Raw genomic sequence first — 18,622 nt, 5'->3', positions numbered from 1 at the left:
CTTTTTTAATAAATTTTTTAAAATTAATTTTTCCTAATTCAAATCAAATTCTCCAGGAAAACCTATTTCCTTAGCTCTTTGATATAGATTAATTAATCGCTTACACTCAAAAGTATTCGGGAAAAAAGTTTTATGTATACCTCTAGAATCTTTCAATAATTTTGCTTCAGTTCCTGTTATTTTGATCATACTAGAGTTCGCGAAAATCCAATCATCTAAAGATCTCCAAAACGTGCCATTTTTTTTGGCTACTAATATTTCCAGTTCCAAATCATTTGTTAATTTTTTAACTTTTTTTGAAGAACTTTCTTCCTTCTTCAATGCTTCTTTCGATATTAAATAATATTCAATAGATTTGTTCCAAGGAAATTTTGATTCTTTAATTATTTCCCAACATTTTTGAGCTTTTGCAAATTCTGATGGAATTGAATTTTGATCTGGAGGTGGATTATTAATAATTTGATAAAGAAATTGAACTAAATCTAATAAACAATTTTCAAAATCTGGTCTTATTGACTGACTATTCCAAACCTTTACAAAATCAAATTCTAGTCTCTGTGGGATATCATACGAAATCTTCGAAATTGCATAAATTGTGACATTTGTTCCATAATTTAGGATGCCATTTTTCTTGGAAGCCAATTTCTTAATTTTATTCCATAAAATAGCCTTACCAATGAGATTCTTAAAATAAAAGTCGTTATATTTGTCAGAATTCTTCTCCCAATTTTTTTCAATTAAACCGGTAAAATATGTAAAATTCTTCTCTGGACCTTTACTTACAATTGTGGGAATCTGATCCCATGCATTGATATATCTAGCTAAATCTGTTTTAAGGAAATATTGATCTTTAGGATATTCATTCTCAAATCTCTTTTTTTCAGCACCTTTAAATTTACTTTTATTATCCAAGTATTGTCCCCTAGTTCTTTCATAAAACCATTTACTTGGTTTTATTTGATTATTGGTTGTTGGCGCATATATTCTCCTAGATAGTTTTTCAATTTGCCTATGAAAAGGATGTGTTGAAGAAAAATCTGGAGACTTAACCTTATTTTGACTATTCGCACATCTTGAAATTTCAGGAACAATCTCATCAGCCATTGATTTCTCTTTTATTTCTGACAACTTCATTTGAACAAAAACTTCTTTAAGCGATACACCATCTTTTTTAAAGGCTGCATAAATTGAAGAAGTAGTTTGTCCTCCATTAACTATTTGCAAATTTTTAATTTCAGTTATTACTCTTGCATTATTTAGAGTCTCCAACTTTACTTCATCAGCTGTAGCAGTTATCCCATTATTGAAAGCAAAAAACATTTGTGGCCGGTTTTCAATAGTATCTCTTATATCTTTATTAACTTTTCCCCTAGCCTGTAAAAAAACTCTGACATTTCTTTCTAATAATCTATTACCCCATTGCTCATATATCCTTGCTAATAAATCGCCACTTATTACAGCAAGATAAGATAGATAATTTACAGATGAAAGATCAGCTCTGAGGACAGGAATGCACTCTTTTAAGTCATTTTTTAGATCTATAACTATATCTTCTTGTGTATTTTTTCCCTCATAAAGTCTTTTTATCCTATCTAAATCCCAAATTTCAGCTTCAGAATTTTTATCATTTATAGTAGGTGTATCAATTTGTTCTGATCTAACTTTTAATAATTTATTTGTTAATACTACAAATCTAAATTTTTCAACATCAGTAATTCTTCTTGATAAGAATTGGGATACTAAAAACATACTTGATGTCTTTTCAAGAGAAGATACAAATTCATTATTTCTAATTTTATTAATATAGTTTGCACCTCTTTTAATGAGGGATGACAATTCCGCCATATTTATGCCAACTATTTCATTACTTGCACTGAAAGTTACCAAAAAAATTGTTAGTACATTTTCGTCATTGAATGGATCTCCTCCATAACCATTAATCTGAATTCCAGTTTTATCATTATTCCAATCATTTACTATTTGAGCCTCTTTACATACACCATCATCAATTAATAATTCTGAAATAATTTCAAAAAATGTATCTTGAGTAGTCTCACCATTAGAAGCTGACTGTAAATAAATTTCATTATTTAAATCAACTAAGAAATCTTCCATTATATTAATTTTTCAAATTCCTCTGCAGTTATTTTAAATTCTTTAATTGTATTTAAATTGATATCATAAGAAACATTAGAAATTGATTTTACATTAATATTTTCTGATGTAATTGATGGGAATTTTTCTGTGACGTTATAAAATTGATTTTCTTCTAAATCTATCCAAAACCTATCAGAATAGTCATGGTCAAAGTCATAATTAGCCTCATCTAATTTATCCTGGAACAAGTACTTTAAATTTATTTCTGAAGAAAATAACTCATAAATCTCAGAAACTAGTTGATCAAGATTAAAAGCATTTTTATCGAGTGAGGATGCACTATTAATGCTATAAACGTTCAATATAAGCTTTTCAAGACCTTGTAAATCTAGTTGAGATGATGATGAAATTGTTACTTTTATTTTTCCGGATTGTTTAGCTTTAATTTCTACACCTAATTTTCCTAAAATAAAATCTTTGTCAAAACTTTCTTGACCACACCAAGAATTAAGCGCATCAGATAAACCAATTTTATTGACGATTTTTTTTAGAAATAATAGTTCTGCTATTAGTCCCTGTTGCTGAAATGGTTTTAATTTTCTTTCATTAATAGGCTTTAAAAAATTAAACCATTTTAAGGATTTAGAAATAGCAATTTCTATCATTTCAATTTCTGATGATGCCTGTGCTGCTTTGATTATTATGCTCTCTGCGTATTCATTAAATTCTTCTTTTGCGTCTATATCTTCCAATCTTATATATAGAGTTTTTTTATCTACAAAGGTTACAGAAACTTGAGAAGTTTTCAATAACTTACGTTTATATATCTGATCATTCATTTTAGTTTTTTCTGCAATTAATTGAAATCCTATTCTCCCCTTATCATCTTTAGTAGCCTTTATCATCCAAGGAGAATTTAGAGCTAATGAAATAGAGGCATATTTGAGATCACCTTTGGGAACTTTTTGATCCCATAAGCCTTGCCAAAAATTAATCATTAATCATCACCATAATAATCTTCATAATCAAGATCTTCTCCATATAAATCATCAACATCCGCATTTACAAAGACTTCAATTAATTCTTCTGCAACATCGGAACGCGGAAATAAGTAACTTAAACTTGCAACATATGGCATTTCAGATATTAATTTTTGGACTTGATTTTTTTTATCTTCATCATCTTTATTTAGCAAATATTCCTCTTTATAAGTAGGCTTACAGAGAGTAATTATTAAAGCAGGTTTCTTATGTATATTTGCCAATAAATTTATTGTTCTAATTCTTTTCTTCTGCTCCTTCTTTATATCTTCAGCCTCATTAATTTGGATGTCTTCATATGAAATTAAGGAGATATCAGGAGTGCAAATATTACGACTCCTCGGCGGTGATAAATAAACTAACTTCTCCAAATCAAACTCAAGATTTTCGTATTTATTACCAACATAAACAGAAACACTTCTTCCCACAGGGGCAATTGAAATTCCTGCGAAATCAATAGTTTCTTTTTTATTATCTAATAAATTTGAATCTATTATTATATCCCAATTATTCAATTCAAATGAAAGTCTTTTTTTGATATAACTAAGCAAAGTTTGCTTATTTATTGTCGAATTATCATCAGAAAATTTATATTCCTCTGTTAGCGAAGAAATAAATTGACCTGGAATATTTTTGAACAAAACATATTGATTTTTCTTTCTCGAAAATTGATTTGATTCGGATTTGATAATTTCTAAAATTGAACTTTCAACAACATTCCAATTATGAGAAATAGTATCCCTGTCAAAAGCATAGTTTTGAACTAATTTGCCACTATAAGAAAAAGACCTCAATCGCTTTTCCCCTGCACCCATCTTATTTCTTGAGGTGATCTTTAGTTTTTTATCATATGCATCAGCCCTAACCCTTAGAGCAAATTCCAAAGGCGTTCTTCCCTGACTTTGCATATACTGAATATCTTCAGCTAGTTCCTCAACTGACTCTGAAATATGTTCAAAATCTTTTATCGAAAAAGATGGCAAATATAATCTACAAAGATTTTCATAACCATCTCTATATCCAAACCATCTTCCCATTTGCAAAATAGAATCATACATTTTTGAATTTCTTACAAAATAGGAAACAATTAAACCCTCTAAAGTTAATCCTCTAGATAAAGAAAAACCACCTACAACAATAAGGGTTCTACCAGAAGGCCAATTTTCATAATCTAATTTTTCAGATTCCTTAGATCTGTTAATAACTATTACTTTTGTTAGATCTACAATTTTATATATAAGATTTTCTATATCACTCCATTCATATTTATCGTGATAATCAACATAATCTTTTTCCCATAAAGTTTTTAATATTTGAATTTCTTCTTTACGACGATACTTTAATGCTTTTGCTAAATTTTTCACATAGAAATCAGTAGCTCTTTTAATAGAAATTTGAACAAGAGTAAATGTAGAAGCATTAATAAGCATTGAAGTATGATCTTTTTCAAAACCCTCCAATTTTTTAACAGTAGAAGATATAAAGAAACTATTAATTGATTCTTCTAATTTTGGCGATATTTTTTCGATTGAAAAATCCTTTTTATGTTTCAACGGAATTGAATTTATAGTTGTTCCGTCGATTTCAGATTCTGGAATAATTTTCAAAAAATTTGGAAATTCCTTATCTAAAAAGATTCTTGATGGTCCAAAATAATTATCAGGAGGATTTATATATTGAACAAAGTGTCTCGGAAATAAATCCTCTCTGTACATCTCATCTTTTGTTTTAGGGCTAATAAAAATATTTGCAAATGGCGTAGCAGTATAAGCAACATAAGAACAAATTTCGAATTTTTTAATCAAGCTTCTTATCTGACCATTGATTCTAGAAGGTTCATAATTTGCATTATCCTCAACTTCGTCAAGCTTTCTCCTTCTTCTGGATTTACTAGAATTTGCTTTTGTATTTATTGATGCATTATCAGCTTCATCATCAATAATTAGAACAGATGTATCTACTTGTGTCCTTCCAATTCTTTGGAGATCATCCTCAATCCACTCATTTAGATTTCTTAAAATTGAAGCATTTTTCTTAATTACTAATACAAATGCCTCTTTAAAACTTTCAACTGTATATCCACTGCTCACCGCAAGACTTTTGGTAAAATCTTTTTCTCTAGTAGTGACACAATTAGGCATTTGAGAACTAAGTCTTAATCTTTCAAGTCCAACACCAACAGACTCTCCTGTTTGGACATCCTTAGCTAAAAATCCTTCTTCAGTTCTTGTTTGAGTTTGTTTTCTAAGATCCTCTAACATACCAGTAATAACAATAACTACCTTGTAACCAGCATCTGCAGCTTTTGATATAAGCCCTATATAATGAGATGTTTTCCCAGATTGCACATTACCAACAACCATTCCCTTTCTAGAACTAGGCTCGCCATTAGGATTAGCCAACATAGAGAGAATAAATTCAATGCTATTTCCCATTTTGGTTAAAGTACCATTTGGCCCAGTTGTGTAATAAGGTTTTTGGAACAAATGAAAATGATAATCTTCCCAGTATTTATTATCAAAATCCGATTTAACATTGTCTAACCAGTGGTCAAACTTATCAATATTGAAAATATTACTTGCATCTTCCATTGTCCCAACAATTTCTAGAGCTACTGCCTGAATAATTTCTTCCTTTTCTGAATTTGTTAATTCAATGCTATTTATTTTTGCAAGTTGTACGACAAGTTGATCTATTTTTTTTCTAATTTTATTTTCAGGCATATTATGATTTGCATCTATAAATCTCTTTGTTGAGCTTCTAGCCTGATTCTTTATTAATCGAAAAGTTTCATTCATTTTAAAATCTCTAAAAAGCTTTCTTCATTAAACTGAATTCCTGATCTTATTAAAATATATTCAACTTCAGATTTGATTATTTCTTCTGGAACATTATCAGATCTAAAAATTTCAATAAGTTGTTTTACATCATTTAGTACGTTTTTATCTTCCTCTAACCATCCAATAACAGTTGCTGAATTATCACACATCTCTCCATAGATCTCCTGATAAGGAATTGAGTTTTCAAGAAGTTTTAAGATCAATAAATTTTCTTTATTATTTAAAAGTTTTTTTACTAAGGGATGTTTTCTATTTATTTTATAAGTAATTTTTCTTTTTGTTCTGATGGGAACCCAAAGCTTCATATCTTTATCTTTTATGAGTTCTTGAGTTCTTTTATTTACTACATTTCTACCCTTGCTTTCGATATTATTAATTATTAACTCACTTAAAAAATTCTTTATTGATTTTGGAGGATAAGCGGTACTTTTTTTTATATCTATCTTCCAATCTGAGTCAATATCATTTCCAATATCAATTTTGGCTCGACAAAGTTTGGTTGTTGCTAATTTCGGCATAATGCCAAACCAAGTAGAAGAAACAATTAATCTATTACATCTATATACATAACAACCCTGATTCTTAATATATCCGCCATCCATCTCAAATTTTTTCCACTCCTCCATTGTGACCATATCTTCGTGTGGAAGAATGAAATATTGTACATAAATATTAGAATTATTATATTTAAATGTACTTACAGCAGATTTTAAAGTTGCATTACTTTCTTCATTAAAAGGATTGATTGGTTCGACTTCGCTACCATTTATAAAAATTTTTAATTTCTCACTTTTTAAATTTATACCCTCTAAGAATCTATGAAAAACCAAACCTAAATGATTATCAATATTTTTAAGAATACTATTAGTATTAATTTTGCTAAGTTTAAAATCTGCTCTATCAATTTTTTCCCAAATAATTTTAGTTCCTGGAGCTAAATTATCTTTTTTATTATCTATTACAACCCAATTATTTTTTTCTCTTACTAAATCTAAATCCCATGTGAAAGAATTAATTTCATCATTAAAATTTGATTCAACAGTTAGTTTTCTGCATTGAGAAAATGATGCTGTTTTAAGTCCTAAACCAAATCTACCTAGATCATCTTTATCCCTAATAATGCGCGGATCTTTTGCTCCTATTGTCATTGCTTTTATTAGTTCATTACGATTCATTCCATGACCATCATCAACAATCTCAAGAAAAATATTTTCGACATCATCATCATTCAAATTTATATAAATATTATTTGCGTTTGCTGAAATAGAATTATCAATCAAATCTGATATCGCTGTTTCAATAGAATAACCAATATCCCTTATACTCTCGATAAGTAATGCTGCAGAAGGTGTTGCATCAATTAATTCCGAAGCATTAGTCATTAAATAATTAAGACTTTTTTTCTGTTGAAGAATATACTCTATTTTTAAAAATCATTTTGTATTATTTGTTCTCCCACTAACAAATCTATTTTTTAAGCACAGATTGGTAATACGATTTTTTCTTTCAAAATATCTTTTTGATAGATATATTCACTCATAGCTCTAGCAATTTCTTGAATAACAGGAACTACTACCGAATTACCAAATTGCCTGTAGGCTTGAGAATCAGAGACTGGAATTATAAAATTTGATTCGCCAGTTTTATCAAAACCCATCAACCTTGAGCACTCTCTTGGGGTAAGTCTTCTTGGATTCTTTTTATCTCCCTGATGTATTAATATCTCAGCACCATCTTTGTGGTATCTGGCAGACAAAGTTCTAGCAACATCTTCATGCTTACATAAGCCAAAACCAAATCCATTACCTTTGGCTCTATGCTTTTTTTCATACATCCTTAGATAGTCCCATAATTTATTAGTGATGGTATATTTTTCATTAACTTTTGAAAGATGGGGAATAGTGTATGGTTCTTCAAAAGTTTCGGATCCATCTTCAGAATGAAGTACCGAAGATAATGTGGGACCATCTGATATATCCGGAATAATTAAATCATCAAAATTAAAATTGTTTTCTTCCCTAAAACCGACTATATAAATTCTTTGTCTATTTTGAGGGACGAAAGATTTTGCATTGATTACACGATATTGAACTTTATAACCAAGCTTATTTTTTAATACGTCAAGAATAGTTTTAAAGGTCTGACCTTTATCATGACTTTTGAGATTTTTTACGTTTTCCAAAAGAAATGCTTTGGGTCTATGATGCTCGAGAATTCTTGCTATTTCGAAAAATAAAGTCCCTTGGATCTGACAATCAAAGCCATGAGATTTACCAAGTGAATTTTTTTTACTTACGCCTGCAAGACTAAAAGGCTGGCATGGAAATCCCGCAAGTAAAACATCATGACTTGGTATTGATTTTGTATCCACATCTCTAATATCTCCAGCAAATTTATGTTCTGTCTGAAAATTAGCTTTATACGTTTCTTGAGCAAATTTATCTATCTCACTCGTAAAAACACAATTTCCACCAATTGATTCAAAGCCTTTTCTAAAGCCACCTATACCTGCAAAGAGATCGATAAAATCAAACTGCTTTTGTAAAATATTTAATTTGCTATCTTGAGATTCTTGAATCTTTCTTCTCTTAAATTCTTATTTAATATGGCACCGAGATTTATAAAGTCAACCAATTTATTAACTAAAAACATCAATTATTTTATCTCTTAAATTTTCTATATTTTTTGTTTCACATTCCCAGATAACAACAGATCTCCAATCAAGATTTTTTATTTTATCCTGAATTTCTGAATCCCTTTTTATATTTTCTGTGAATTTTTTGTTCCAGAATTCCTGCCTTGTTTTTGGAGTGGAGGCATACTTGCAATTCTCATGCCTATGCCAGAAACATCCGTGGACAAAGATAACGGTTTTATATTTTGGGAGAACGATATCTGGAGACCCGGGCAAATCTTTTGAATGAAGTCTGAATCTATATCCCATAGAATGAAGAACTTTTCTTACCTTGATTTCAGGCTTTGTATTCTTTGATTTAATGGCAGACATATTCCTTGATCTCTGCTCACTTACCTTATGTATTACTTCACTATTCATCTAACCAATAAGTTTTAAACAATATAATCACCATCACCCTATAGGTACCTATATACAGTACGTGCATTATGTGTTTACACACATACCCACGTACCTTATATAGGTGTTTTAGTTGTGGTTGATTATGCTTTATTGCACCTACTTACAATGATGATGTATACACATCCAGTAAGTAGTCCCCTCTAAATTTCTTGTTTTTTACCCCTTCCCCCCGTGTATTATGAGGGGGTTGCACAATTGACTGGTATGACTAAGATCTCAGAGGTCAGCATTTTGCCATAAATTCATATATATTTAACAGAGATTGTCTTGAGTAATGCCACTATCGTCATACCGGATGCACAGAATTTATCTTGCAGCGACCATGAATTATGGTCTTGGTTCTGATGATCCAGAAGAGTTGGCATACTACAACAAAATTAGAAAAGAGATGGATGATATGAAAAAGGACCCAGTTAAAAAAGGGATACCCCTAAATTAGGATACCCCCGAAGGAATGGATAAATGAATCTGAATACTTTTTTATTAATTGATGGGAGTCTTATGCTTATTGGTCTGCCTTTGCTGATGATTCTTAAAGGCAAAAAGAAAACTCCCTAAGTCATCACTTAACCGCGAAAGTCACTCCCATAACGGCAGTAATATCTTTCTTGATGGTGGTGGTGTCATAAGAACCCCAACTGCTTACCTTGGTGGAATTCGGAACAGTTATCTGAAAAACTCCAGTATTAACTCTCTTCAAACCACCCACTTCAGATCCTGCCTGAAGCGCAATAGCCTCAGCTCTGATTCGTGCATCCTTTGCTGCCTTAGCAAGCATGTCAACGCGCTTATCAGCCAGCTTTGAATAAGTGAATTCAGGACGGCTTGGTTTCACCCTTACCCCTTTCCCAAGTAATTCTGTAATCTGACTATGAGTCTTCTGGATGTTATAAACATCCCTACTTTCAATCTCAATATTCTGATAAGTAATCCATTCAGTTCTAATGATTTCATTAGTCTTAGGATGCTTTGTTTTATATTCACTTATACTCGCAGGTCCAAGATAAACATCCTGCTTTACACTGTCTTCAATTCCATTGGCTTTAAGGAATTCCATTGTCTTATTAATGGACTGCTTATGCTTGGTGAATGAGTCAATCTGAGTTTTACCTGAGGTCTTTACTTGGACTGACCATTTTGCAATATCACTCTCAAAACTCTCTGTACTTGCACCCGTAACAGTGATAGTATTTTCAACCGTTCTGAACCCTCTCACAAGGACCGTGGAGGCACCTATAAATCCTCCGAGAGATAAGACAGCCATTGCGAAAACAAGTGGCGGGGTGCGGCGTATAACACCCAGAGAATCGCCCGGCAGCGACCTGAGTCTCTTAATAATTTTCATTGTCTATCAGTATGTGTGTAGGAGCTTTTTAACAGCTGAACCGAAAGAAAAATATTAGAAAATCCCTGACTTTTATTCCTTCAGTTCTATCTGGCCATTAAGGGAAACATCTTATGTTGATGTGCCAATTTTGGAGTCGGTTACTAATATTGCCAAATGAAATAACGGTCCGCAAGAAGTATTTTTGTATTATTCAATTCGACTGAAGTCCAGGATAAATTCCACTCCGCTCTGCCGAATCAGGAGTGGGTACAATACACAAGGAAATACCTGATATTTTTCCTTTATCTACAGAAGCATAAGCAACTCCAAGAAGATTAGATTTATCGCCTTGCGCCATGATGAGGCAATCTGTATGACCATAGGCTGGGCAGACACCTAATTCGGCATAAACAGAACTGTTAGTTTTTTTTATTGTTTCAAGCTTCGGTCTGATGTATTCCATGAATTCATCTTTTGTGTTCATATCGGTCAAGACTTTCTGTGAAGAGTATGTGAAATCTTCTGACAAATACGATTCAAACTCAGACGAATCAAGAGTATGCATCATTTTCGCATAAATACTCAAAGCTTCCTTTTCTGTAAGTTGATCAGTTTTTTCTTCCAAGGGTTTCACTTTTTAGTTTTGCTAAATTGCTCAAACATACTTAAATATTGAAGAGGAAATACACTGGTTAAATCCTCTATTCTCTCTTCATCTAATACAACACCCTCAGGCAATTTCTTTACTAACTTTGGGATAGCTTTTTTTGTCTCTTCACTGCAGAAGTTAATTCTGTAAGTGGCTTCTTTTTTAATATTATTTTTAATCAATCCATCTTTTTCAAGCATTGATTTTAAATCAAGATTATTTCCTTTCAGAAGAGCAATTAAAACATTATCTGCAATTTTTAAAGCCTCCGCAGGCTCTTTATCTTTGTTTATTCCAAATACCCAGGTACAGGCACCGACACCCAATGCTCTTGCAATACAATCATCATTTCCAATTTCATCACAGGGTAATCTAAAAGACTCTTCAATTTTTTTCAGATCATAACCATTCTCACCTTCTGGAAAGCCAGCTTGAGCGTAGAAAGGAAATAAAAATGATATTGCAGTAAGAATTAGTCGTTTCAAAATTATTCAGAAATCCAGCGGTTAATTATTGTCCCTTCATAAATATGACCCGATGCTTCAACTATTGGTTTAGTTTCTGGATTAACAAAGATGTCGTAACAAGTATTTACTGGGCCTTGAAACATAACTGTCGCTCTTTTGGGGTCTTCCAATGATTTGCCAATATAAAAAGTTTTTACTCCCATCTCTTTAAACATCGCCTGTTGTTCAGGAGCATTCATATGAGCCTCATATTCCTCAAAAGTATTGCTTAATTTGAAATCCAAAACAGTTGTTTCAATTGACATAAAAAAAGGAGCTAATTGCCCCTTATTGTAGATCGACTGTCAATCAATAAAATTATCGCATTCCAGCTAAAGCATAGGCAAAAAGTTGGCTAAAACAGATTCCCCTGAATCTCATCACTATCATCTTTCACAGGATTACAAACTAACTTGGCATATTGCTCGGAATAAGCACAATTTTTACAGGATAGATTTGGTTCCGGAATCTGGTCATTATTCATCAAAGAAACCATTGAATCTATTTCTTTCTCAATCCAATCAATATTCCAATTATAAGGGACTAAATATTCGTCAAAATTCATTCTTTTATTAAATTCTTCATCATCTCTTTTTGCATTGCAAACTAAAAAATAGGATGTTTTATGAACATCAAATCCCATCCCCTTAAGAAGATAGGCATAGAAATCCATCTGGATTTTATAGCCTTCATGATAAGGATCATCAAGATAATCTTGTTTATCTACTCTCCCAAGTTTTGCCTGTGACTTGTAATCAACAACTATTAATTCCTTAGTAATCTTATGCTGCCAGATATCATCAACCCCTCCTGTCAAGATGATATTTGTATCCTTATGGCGAAGCATCAATCCTTTGTGAAGAGAATTACGCCAATCATCTATCTCAGGATGATCAAAAGGAACTAGATGACTTAAATCATTGTCGATAAATAATCTATGTGGGATTTGTCTTTCTCGGCAATAATCAAATTCTTTTTTTAAGAGCAAATCAGTAGTTTCATTTAAAGTCCATCCAGGTGTTCCTGGCGGGTCAAGTCCTTTTACTCGGTCCAAGTAAAAACATCTCTTGCAGGTTAAAAAATTTGAAAACCTTCCTCTACTTATTTTGAAATCTTCTTTCTGATTAGGAGAATAAGATGAAGATGCTCTTGTCCTTAATCCAGTTGCTTTTACAGGTTCTTTTTTACTATTTCTTTTCAGATCTATCATGATTTTTTAATTCAGAAAGAATCTTTCTTATATATAGATTATCCTTACAAAAAAGTAAAAACAAAATTTCTAGCTTAAAAAAATCATTAATCAGCAAAATTAATAAATGAAGATTTACTTCTTGTTAGAAAAAAGTTTTTACACTTATCATCTCTTTTTAATTAGTTAAGTGAAACCTGTATCTATCTCAGCTTATTCAATAATTCTAGAAAATTATCTTGATCAGATGATTAAAGAGGGACCAACTTGCTGTTCATCGGCAACTATTTCTGCGGTCTCTGTAGTTTGGGATCATATTTGCCCAGATGATGATGATTTAGATGATGAGGGGATTATTGAATTTTTTGATTTTTTAGAAGATATTTATAAATGGACAAGTACCCAGAAGGGGTTAAAAGATTATTTAAAAGTTAGATTTGAAGAAGAAGAAGAACCAGAAGGCCCTTATTTTTTTATAGGCAACACTGAGGATTGTTTCTATAAAAATTTTGATGAATTTCTGGAAGATCTAGACTTTAATTTATGCTTCCAATCATTTAGGAAATGTTGGGAGAGAAGTTGTGATGGTGAAGATGTTTTTCAAGAAGGACAATTTAAAATTGATTTTAAAAAATAAAACTTTTACTACTTGCACCGCTTATTAAATAATGAACATTTACTTCTTGTTAGAAAAAGTTTTTACACTTATCATTTCTCTAATTGGTTAGTTAAATGAAGCCTGTTAGTTGGGAAAGTTTTTATTCAGAATTTGAAGGGCAGTTTGATGAAGAACAATCTCTTGGTATTGAATTATTTGATTCTATGGGATTAAGAAATAAACTTGATAACCTTGGCTACAAAATAAACACCTCAACATTATTAGACATGTCAAGAATTGGAGAATATTTTCCAACAATTTCTGATCAGTCTGAAGAATCAGTTATTATGATTTTTCATAAATTACCTTTGGATTTTGATTATGACGACGGCAATGAATTTATTTATAAATGGTTTGGTTTACATAAAAAATACATTAGAAGTTTTGATCCATATTTTATGCCTGAGAAATCTAGGGAGGAGCAAAGTTTAGAAAAGCTTGAAAATTTAAAGAACTTTACTAAGAACTGGTTTGAAAGTGAATCTAAAGATTGGCTTAATTTTTTAGTTGAGAAGACAAAAGAAAGAACCTATGGACATTATGAAACAAAACCCGATGAGTTTTGGTGGGATCCTAAAAAAGTGGAAGATTGGGAATATGAATGTGCCGCCGCATTAACTGCATCTTGCATTAGCGAGTACGAATCAAAAGGGAAGGAACTTGTGAAGGAAATTTTGGCAGGATATGTTGCTCAGACAAATTCAATTAGCGAAGGGCAATCAACCAAAATAAACATGTTATTACTACATTCTTCAATGATTGGATTTGAGAATTACTTTCTTAACGACTGCAAACTTGGAGGAAATGAAAGTATCAAATTAACAGATGAGATTGTACTAAAAGCTTTTAGCATAGATTCAAATTAGCCAAAAAAGGGGATAATAATCTTTAACCGTTGTATCTCTCTTTAATTACAAATTCATCATTGAATAAAACTTCTTTTCCAAATCCATAAACGCCATAAATTATATTTTTAAAATCCTTTTCATCAGTATCAATTAACCAATCAGTATCAATCTCATGATCTTCATTAATACATCTATTGTCGATCTTCTTTCCACCATCTAGAAGTTGCACAATAGATGGAATTGAGAAGGAATAATACCCTTCTGGCGCTTGGTCTTCTTCTGAATCTTCATTAATCTCTATCCATTCTCCAGAGACTATGTACTCCTCATCAAAATAATCATCATTATATTTTTCAAACAATTCTTTGGACATATATCCTTCAATAGCATGATCATCGAATGAACATCTATAGAAGTTATTTTTATAACAAAGGACTCTGAAGTCATTGTATGGAGAAATATCATTTGACGGATACTCGATAACTTTATAATTCAGACCTTCTTCCTCCCATTCATCTTCAATGTAGTCTTCATCTGAATCATCCAACGAGTTGAACTGTTCAACCAATTCAGGAAATAAAAGGGGGTATTCCTTGGACATCTGAATAAAGTAAAAGCCTCGTATTAGTAGAAAATTAGCAGAAAGTTCTTTGAATGTCCCTTTAAAAAGTTTTTATGAAAATAATTGGACTTGATAATAATTACAATACTAACTAGCAATAATTTTGCAGAAATTGAAAAATATTTATTTTAAATGATCTTTATAATTTAATAATTCAATAGAAGAATATTTCTCAAAGCTTTCTCTAGAGAAACCTCCCCATGCAAGATATGCGATTCGACAAATTTGATCATAATCAACATGTCTTTTGAAATCTTCTATTGATTTAAATGGGAACCCTTCACCTCCAATCGGCCATTGCCTATCATCATCATCATCTCTTGGAGCTAAAAATTTATCACCAAGGTTCTCTAGGTCCTCTGGAATTCTCCAATCTAAATATTTTTTTAGCGAGTCTGGGGAACTTAACTGATCTTTCAAGTAGAAATAGTAGTCAAAGATATCATCATCATCGTCATCGTCATCGTCATAATCATAATCATCATAACCATTCTCAGGATTTACTTCCCATAAAACATATTCAATTGTGTGGCTTGATGCAATATAAATACCACCTCCCCACATTGTATCCCTAGCTTCATTAAGTTCTATAAACTTTTCATATGCATATTTTAATGTGACCTCAAAAACTTTTTTCTTCTTATTTATTTCTAAGGAATAATCCATTATGTTTTAAAGATTTCTTATAAATTAACCCTTTAATTAATTAAAATCATTGTTTTTTAATCGATATTACATGGCCGCTATAGTAAAAGATAGATCATAAAATTTCCATGAAAAAGTTTTTAGGAGGAAGGAATATAATCAAAAAATGGACTATATCACTATTACAGCACTCCCTAGAAATAATTTGACAGTCACAGAAAGGCCGTCTAAATTTATTCTGCACACTTCAGAATCATTGTGCTGCAGGCAGTCTGATTGGGCCAACCCGGCCCACTTTAAAATTGCCCTTGTAGCTCAGCGGTAGAGCACTCCCTTGGTAAGGGAGAGGTCTCGGGTTCAAGTCCCGACGAGGGCACTTGAGCAATTGATTAATATAACTGAGATCTCGTAGATAAAGTATTTTAACTAAAATTTAAATATATTTAATATAGTTTGTCTTTAGTAATGCCACTATCGTCATACCGTATGCACCGCATTTATCTTGCAGCGACCATGAATTATGGTCTTGGTTCTGATGATCCAGAAGAGTTTGCCTACTACAACAAAATCAGAAAAGAGATGAATGATATGAAAAAACAACAAATTAAAAAAAAGGAATTTCTCTAAATTGGGATACCTAAGGAGGAATGTATAAATGAACCTGAATACTTTTTTATTAATTGATGGGAGTCTGATGCTTTTTGGTCTACCTTTATTTATGATTCTTAAAGGCAAAAATTAATTATAAATTGATCACATTCTACCCATATTCAAATTCAATTGTTGGTCCTTTATCCGTATATGGGAGTTCCTCAAACCGTACATATTTGTTAGTCGGATGACCACTCTAACTAGTTAGAACATAGATGTAGTCGTCATGAGAAAATGTCTACGAAATCCACACTAAAAGAAGATTATAAATCTGAGATTGAAGAAAGATCAGAGGAAGAACTTCTTGAGGAAGAAATCAGAAATCAGCAAACATTGGATAGCTTTGTTGAATCTGATAAAAACTGGAGCTGATTAAATTTTATTTATTTAGGAGAAAGTTATGAATTTTAAAAGATCACCATTCTCAATACTGGACAAAGACAAAATAGAAATGGACTATATCAAAGGAATTTACAAGAGAAAAATTCAAGATGAAATTGAATCTTATAAAAATCCAGATGAAGAGAAGATGGATACGATCAAAGCTCAGGATGTATTGATGCTTGATAGGATCTCAATTTAGTTATTCTTTTTTTTTCTTTTTCTTATCTATTAGCAACTAATCTTTATTAAAAATTTAAAAATATGGATTTTTAATAAAGTGAGAATTTAATTTGGTATCGCATGTACCGTTTATATGCTTTTTGGTAGCTATTAATTGGATATGAGTTATTTTGCCGAACCGAACCATATTGAATACGATGCATGGTTCGACGAAAACATCGACCCAGTAGATCTTGTGAATTACTCAGATGAAAAGGAGTTCAGTGATTCAGTACACTTTAAATTCCATAAAATGTCCACTAGAAATTTAACGATTGGTTCTTCTGATAATTTTCACTGGTAAATAAAAGATTTTTCATTCCATAGATATTTATGAATCTTACGCAGAGTATGTACCATCACTTTCTCTTCTTGCCTTAGCTAATACAATTTCATCTACAACTTTTTCAATCATGTAAGCACTTTTTTTTCCAAAACATTTTTCTTTTTTAATACTCTCAAAATCATTTGGGATTAAATCATTATGTTCACAACAGTCGCATTTAATATCAATTTTATTACCTCTGAAAACCTCTAAAGCTCTAGAAAAAATCCATTGCTGAACTGAAATACTTTCCCAACTATCAAAATTCGACCATTTAGCAAAATCCCTATTAAGGATGCCTTTTAATCCATCAACCTGATTTACATATACTAAAAATGAATCTTTTCTTGGTTGATCATTAATACCAATAGTTTTGACATTATTTTGATTCATTAAATATAGATTAATTGAGTAGCCTTATAAATCTAGAGGATAATTTCAAAAATATAAACAAAAAAATGTCTCAAATAAGATCATTAATTGCTTTATCCAATCTAGAAGTATGAATTGTATTTCTGAGTAATTCAAAATCTTTAAAATCAAAGCCCGGGCCAACACAACAACTTACTAAAGTAAATTCGCCTGTACTTTTTGCAGCTTGCCAATATCCAGATGGGATCATTTCTACTGGATTATTAGAATCTAAAATTAAATTTCTTATTAACTTATTATCATTATCTAGGCACCATAAATTCAGAGGATCGCCCCTTAAATAAATCCAAATTTCATCAGCATTTTTTACTCTGTGCCAAGCACTTTTTACATCTCTCTCTAAAAGATAATAAATTCCTGTAATAAAGTTTCTACTTTGGCCATCTTCCCTTATTAGAGAATTCTCACTCCTTACTATCTCTCTAAACCATCCACCCTCAGGATGAGGAGATAAATTGAATTGTTTAATTATCTCTATATTTTTTTTATTAGGATTCACATCACAAAATATCTTTTAAATTTATCTTATACTCCAAAGCTATCTGAAAAAATCAAAATAAACTATATTTTCTAAAAAATTAAGCACAAATAACTGACAAATCTACAAAATTTTTATTTTCATCTGCCAGTTCAGTAATGATTCTATTGAGCCATTCAGAGGTCGTTTCACAATAGCCTACATTTAAAATAGTTTTTTGCTTAGATTTTTCTTCTTTATTCATAGTTAAAGTATTTTTATATAAATTAGTCTTTAATTAAATCTATGTGAATAAGTCTTAATTACTATCTATTTTAAAAAGTTGTATTTAATACATATTTAAGAACTGCTAGTAAACAAATAAAATTAAATCGTTGACAAGAAAATGTATACAAGTAAGAGTAGAAAAAATTTATTATTTAACCTATGAATAACATCAAGATTGAGGAATTGATGAAAATAAGGTTCGATGGTATTGCTAATAGAATTGGGCAATTAAGCAAAAGGGAAAGTGAGTCTTTATTACTTGAGCATCTTGAGTGGTTGGAGGGAGGATGGGAGACTGAAGAAATCTTATTTTTAAAAAAGCCCTATAGAAAATGGTGGTTCTAACTC

General features: G+C 31.1%; 23 protein-coding genes and 1 tRNA gene. 8 read left to right on the top strand and 16 right to left on the bottom strand.

Annotation, left to right across the window (positions count from 1 at the left end):
• Positions 1 to 33 precede the first annotated feature (33 nt).
• The 6 genes from HA151_RS02010 to HA151_RS01985 all read right to left on the bottom strand — a co-directional run bounded on the left by HA151_RS02010 (position 34) and on the right by HA151_RS01985 (position 9,032).
• Complete coding sequence (locus HA151_RS02010; protein ID WP_209105862.1) at positions 34 to 2,115, bottom strand: AIPR family protein; 2,082 nt, start codon at positions 2,113 to 2,115, stop codon at positions 34 to 36.
• Positions 2,115 to 3,095 (bottom strand): PD-(D/E)XK motif protein, encoded by a 981-nt coding sequence (locus tag HA151_RS02005; RefSeq protein WP_209105861.1) that lies wholly within the window; start codon positions 3,093 to 3,095, stop codon positions 2,115 to 2,117. The genes HA151_RS02010 and HA151_RS02005 overlap by 1 nt, the downstream gene beginning before the upstream one ends.
• Positions 3,095 to 5,935: a Z1 domain-containing protein gene (locus tag HA151_RS02000; RefSeq protein ID WP_209105860.1), complete on the bottom strand. Its 2,841-nt coding sequence runs from the start codon at positions 5,933 to 5,935 to the stop codon at positions 3,095 to 3,097. Before HA151_RS02000 ends, HA151_RS02005 begins: the two co-directional genes overlap by 1 nt.
• Complete coding sequence (locus tag HA151_RS01995) at positions 5,932 to 7,359, bottom strand: ATP-binding protein (protein ID WP_209105859.1); 1,428 nt, start codon at positions 7,357 to 7,359, stop codon at positions 5,932 to 5,934. Before HA151_RS01995 ends, HA151_RS02000 begins: the two co-directional genes overlap by 4 nt.
• Positions 7,360 to 7,451: 92 nt before the next feature.
• Entirely contained in the window at positions 7,452 to 8,501 is a 1,050-nt protein-coding gene (gene dcm / locus HA151_RS01990; protein ID WP_348535616.1) for a DNA (cytosine-5-)-methyltransferase, read from the bottom strand.
• A gap of 114 nt (positions 8,502 to 8,615) precedes the next feature.
• Complete coding sequence (locus HA151_RS01985) at positions 8,616 to 9,032, bottom strand: very short patch repair endonuclease (RefSeq protein WP_209105858.1); 417 nt, start codon at positions 9,030 to 9,032, stop codon at positions 8,616 to 8,618.
• Positions 9,033 to 9,348: 316 nt separating this feature from the next.
• Between HA151_RS01985 and HA151_RS01980 the strand changes: the two genes are divergently transcribed.
• On the top strand, positions 9,349 to 9,513 hold the full coding sequence (locus tag HA151_RS01980; RefSeq protein WP_209105857.1) for a hypothetical protein: 165 nt from the start codon (positions 9,349 to 9,351) through the stop codon (positions 9,511 to 9,513).
• Positions 9,514 to 9,636: 123 nt separating this feature from the next.
• Here the strand turns inward: HA151_RS01980 and HA151_RS01975 are convergent, their stop codons facing one another.
• From HA151_RS01975 to HA151_RS01955, 5 genes are all read right to left on the bottom strand, one after another.
• Entirely contained in the window at positions 9,637 to 10,419 is a 783-nt protein-coding gene (locus tag HA151_RS01975; protein WP_209105856.1) for an SIMPL domain-containing protein, read from the bottom strand.
• Positions 10,420 to 10,612: 193 nt separating this feature from the next.
• A complete protein-coding gene (locus HA151_RS09300; protein ID WP_245151546.1) occupies positions 10,613 to 10,864 on the bottom strand; it encodes a hypothetical protein in 252 nt (83 codons plus the stop codon).
• Positions 10,865 to 11,031: 167 nt separating this feature from the next.
• Positions 11,032 to 11,535 (bottom strand): ribose ABC transporter ATP-binding protein, encoded by a 504-nt coding sequence (locus tag HA151_RS01965; RefSeq protein ID WP_209105854.1) that lies wholly within the window; start codon positions 11,533 to 11,535, stop codon positions 11,032 to 11,034.
• Between the two features lie 2 nt (positions 11,536 to 11,537).
• Positions 11,538 to 11,822, bottom strand: a complete 285-nt coding sequence (locus HA151_RS01960) for a DUF3764 family protein (RefSeq protein ID WP_002805225.1) — start codon at positions 11,820 to 11,822, stop codon at positions 11,538 to 11,540.
• A gap of 89 nt (positions 11,823 to 11,911) precedes the next feature.
• The gene (locus tag HA151_RS01955) at positions 11,912 to 12,766 is read right to left on the bottom strand and encodes a PD-(D/E)XK nuclease family protein (RefSeq protein WP_209105853.1); all 855 of its coding nucleotides are present in this window, start codon (positions 12,764 to 12,766) and stop codon (positions 11,912 to 11,914) included.
• 169 nt (positions 12,767 to 12,935) lie between these two features.
• Between HA151_RS01955 and HA151_RS01950 the strand changes: the two genes are divergently transcribed.
• Positions 12,936 to 13,382: a hypothetical protein gene (locus tag HA151_RS01950; RefSeq protein ID WP_209105852.1), complete on the top strand. Its 447-nt coding sequence runs from the start codon at positions 12,936 to 12,938 to the stop codon at positions 13,380 to 13,382.
• Positions 13,383 to 13,477: 95 nt separating this feature from the next.
• Entirely contained in the window at positions 13,478 to 14,269 is a 792-nt protein-coding gene (locus HA151_RS01945; protein WP_209105851.1) for a hypothetical protein, read from the top strand.
• Positions 14,270 to 14,291: 22 nt separating this feature from the next.
• On the opposite strand, the gene HA151_RS01940 is transcribed toward HA151_RS01945, so the two are convergent.
• Positions 14,292 to 14,852, bottom strand: a complete 561-nt coding sequence (locus HA151_RS01940; protein ID WP_209105850.1) for a hypothetical protein — start codon at positions 14,850 to 14,852, stop codon at positions 14,292 to 14,294.
• 144 nt (positions 14,853 to 14,996) lie between these two features.
• On the bottom strand, positions 14,997 to 15,539 hold the full coding sequence (locus tag HA151_RS01935) for a hypothetical protein (RefSeq protein WP_209105849.1): 543 nt from the start codon (positions 15,537 to 15,539) through the stop codon (positions 14,997 to 14,999).
• 283 nt (positions 15,540 to 15,822) lie between these two features.
• On the opposite strand from HA151_RS01935, the gene HA151_RS01930 reads away from it, so the two are divergent.
• The 4 genes from HA151_RS01930 to HA151_RS09335 all read left to right on the top strand — a co-directional run bounded on the left by HA151_RS01930 (position 15,823) and on the right by HA151_RS09335 (position 16,752).
• Positions 15,823 to 15,894 (top strand) — tRNA-Thr (locus HA151_RS01930).
• 110 nt (positions 15,895 to 16,004) lie between these two features.
• On the top strand, positions 16,005 to 16,145 hold the full coding sequence (locus HA151_RS01925; RefSeq protein WP_209106142.1) for a hypothetical protein: 141 nt from the start codon (positions 16,005 to 16,007) through the stop codon (positions 16,143 to 16,145).
• Between the two features lie 258 nt (positions 16,146 to 16,403).
• Entirely contained in the window at positions 16,404 to 16,541 is a 138-nt protein-coding gene (locus tag HA151_RS01920) for a hypothetical protein (RefSeq protein ID WP_011862410.1), read from the top strand.
• A gap of 79 nt (positions 16,542 to 16,620) precedes the next feature.
• Positions 16,621 to 16,752, top strand: coding sequence for a hypothetical protein (locus HA151_RS09335; protein WP_257473235.1), 132 nt, complete (start codon positions 16,621 to 16,623; stop codon positions 16,750 to 16,752).
• 360 nt (positions 16,753 to 17,112) lie between these two features.
• Here the strand turns inward: HA151_RS09335 and HA151_RS01910 are convergent, their stop codons facing one another.
• From HA151_RS01910 to HA151_RS01900, 3 genes are all read right to left on the bottom strand, one after another.
• Positions 17,113 to 17,490, bottom strand: a complete 378-nt coding sequence (locus tag HA151_RS01910; protein ID WP_209105847.1) for a phosphoenolpyruvate carboxykinase — start codon at positions 17,488 to 17,490, stop codon at positions 17,113 to 17,115.
• Positions 17,491 to 17,560: 70 nt separating this feature from the next.
• Complete coding sequence (locus tag HA151_RS01905) at positions 17,561 to 18,028, bottom strand: cupin domain-containing protein (protein ID WP_209105846.1); 468 nt, start codon at positions 18,026 to 18,028, stop codon at positions 17,561 to 17,563.
• Between the two features lie 79 nt (positions 18,029 to 18,107).
• Positions 18,108 to 18,251: a hypothetical protein gene (locus HA151_RS01900; RefSeq protein WP_209105845.1), complete on the bottom strand. Its 144-nt coding sequence runs from the start codon at positions 18,249 to 18,251 to the stop codon at positions 18,108 to 18,110.
• A gap of 182 nt (positions 18,252 to 18,433) precedes the next feature.
• On the opposite strand from HA151_RS01900, the gene HA151_RS01895 reads away from it, so the two are divergent.
• On the top strand, positions 18,434 to 18,619 hold the full coding sequence (locus tag HA151_RS01895) for a hypothetical protein (protein ID WP_209106141.1): 186 nt from the start codon (positions 18,434 to 18,436) through the stop codon (positions 18,617 to 18,619).
• The last annotated feature ends 3 nt before the right edge of the window (positions 18,620 to 18,622 follow it).

The organism is Prochlorococcus marinus XMU1419 (assembly GCF_017695955.1).
GTDB classification, from domain to species: domain Bacteria; phylum Cyanobacteriota; class Cyanobacteriia; order PCC-6307; family Cyanobiaceae; genus Prochlorococcus_A; species Prochlorococcus_A marinus_AD.
The sequence above is the reverse complement of the archived record's forward strand: the minus strand, read 5'-3'. Positions and strand labels throughout refer to the sequence as shown.